This is a genomic window from Dietzia sp. B44 (assembly GCF_014145245.1).
GTDB lineage: Bacteria > Actinomycetota > Actinomycetes > Mycobacteriales > Mycobacteriaceae > Dietzia > Dietzia natronolimnaea.
The window spans coordinates 1-2,055 of the sequence record NZ_JAALEF010000514.1 but is presented as its reverse complement, the minus strand read 5'-3'; the positions used below and the strand labels follow the sequence as shown (position 1 = coordinate 2,055).

The window sequence follows — 2,055 nt, the reverse complement described above, 5'->3', positions numbered from 1 at the left end:
GACGAACTAACGGAGATGCCCACTAGCTGAGTGGATGAAGCACTGGGAGTCAAATGTCATCCCTGAGACCGGATGGAAGTCTGCTGAGGCGGCCGCGGAATCCGAACGTGTCGGAGATGCACTGGTCGCCGATCTCCGTGTCGAAGTGTCCGGCTTCGCCGAAGTTCGCGACGAACGACGGCGAGCCGACTCGTCCGTGGACTCGGATCACATGATCTCAGTGTTCGTCTCCAGAGCCGTCTTCGTGGACGGTTCACTCCCGCCGCTCGAAGTGGGTGATGTCATCAATCTCTCCCTCCTCTTCGAGTCAGACGTCGCCCACTCCAATGCCGGAGTTGAAACCTACCGCGTCACTGTGCGCCCGGAGTACCGCAGGACGCCGGTCCTCGATCGCGAGAATTTCTTGCAGTGGCCGTTCCAGGTCGCCGGCGACGGCTGGACTGCACGATGGCTCCACCACGAACCTTTCGCCGGGCGAGTCCACTTGGCCGGGCGCCTGACCCTTGACTTCGTCCGAGCTCTCCCCGGACACCCCGACACCACTACGGGGAGGGTTCGGCGACTGCAGCTAGTCGAGGAGCGGTACGAAAGCACTGCAAGTGGGCGGGATCGCGTACCGGGCACCGAGCGGGTCAGCGAACTGAATCACGAATCGGACCACTACTGGCCCAACTGGAAGAATCTCCCCGTCACCGAGCCGTTTAGTCCCACCGGCATGCTCGTGGACCTCGATCTCGACGACGTCCCGGTCGCGCCTGGCAGCTTCGATGCTGGGGCGTTAGCCGTTTGTGGGTCCGACGTGTGGGTGATGGACAGGACCAACCCCGTCCTCATCCACATCGACACCGCGCCCAGGCCGCGCCGCGTCACCGAGTATCTCTTGCCGCTGGCAATCGAACCTCCCACCACGATGTGGACGCGCAGAGTTCACGCTGACCGGGATGGTTGCTGGATTACCGTTGGTGACGAAGTAGTTCGCTGCAGTCGAGATGGCCCGGCCGAGTTGACCCTGCAACGTGTCTCGACCGATGGCGGCGACGACACCGTCGAGCTCGACAGCCGCCTCTTCGTACTCACCTACCCGGGACTGGCGACCCAGCTGTCCGATCGATACGGCGCGCTTCGAGGTGCCGGCCCTGACAGCGTCCACGCTCGCGAAGTGGTCGGAGATGAGCTGATTCCGGTCACCGACGTGCCCACAATCGCGCGAGCGCGAGCACGAGCCAGCGACGAGCGAGCCAACATCGCCAGCACTCCAGAAGGCGGCACCACATGGACCGCCGCGGGACGCGTCACCGTCGAGCATGCCGGCGGGCCGAGTCACACTATCGACCTGCACCCGCGGTCTCGGGGCCGAGTGCGCTGGATTCACCCTGACGCACGTTCCGGCCTTCGCGTCGATGAAATCTCCATCGGATCCAGCGATCAGCCCACAGGAAAGCTACCCATCGCGAGTAGCGAGCGTTGAACGCTTGTGGCTCTGTGCATCGCGGCGGCGGTGCTTTCTCGCCGTTCGAGCGACAGCTGCGAGGGTTTCCGTGGTTCTGGGTGGTGTTCCCGTTCACATGCCTAGCGGCGGGAGTCATGATCTTGGGTTTCTTGCCGGACTCAACGCCATCGCCTGGCAGCGGTCCGAATCGCTATGTGCAGGGCGACGGAGCGCCGGTCGACTACTTCACAGTTCTGAACTGGTTGAACGCAGTCTCGGCCGCGAGTGTTACTACCGGTGCGGTCCTGGCGGTCTGGGCCTGGCGGAAGCGTCGCATGTAGTCGTGGGTGGCTAACACGATCGGCTTCTCGCCGCGGCCCTGTGGATCAGGAAGTGCCATGCGTGTCGCCCGAGGTCGCCATGGGCGCTTAGTCATCGCTCCTGCCCTCCCCATCGAGGGGCGCTCTCTGACCTCGGCGAGGACAGCGCTGCCGAGAACGCAATAACGCGGAAGTTGATACTGGCGCGACGCCGAAAACCGGAACACAGTCGCTTCTACTCTTTGTTTTTTCTCGCCCGGAGCCGCCCTGGACGTAAAACGGCTCTTCGCATCTGAGCGTGGGGTC

1 protein-coding gene is annotated in these 2,055 nt (G+C 63.5%); it reads left to right on the top strand.

Translation table 11 applies throughout. From position 1 onward, the window contains the following. The first annotated feature begins 34 nt into the window (after window positions 1-34). A complete protein-coding gene (locus tag G6017_RS15660; RefSeq protein WP_182618191.1) occupies window positions 35-1,468 on the top strand; it encodes a hypothetical protein in 1,434 nt (477 codons plus the stop codon). Window positions 1,469-2,055 lie beyond the last annotated feature (587 nt).

What these genes read in the sequence shown, in the direction of transcription:
- G6017_RS15660 (WP_182618191.1), top strand. Translation starts at nt 35, where the DNA reads ATGAAGCACTGGGAGTCAAATGTCATCCCTGAGACCGGATGGAAGTCT.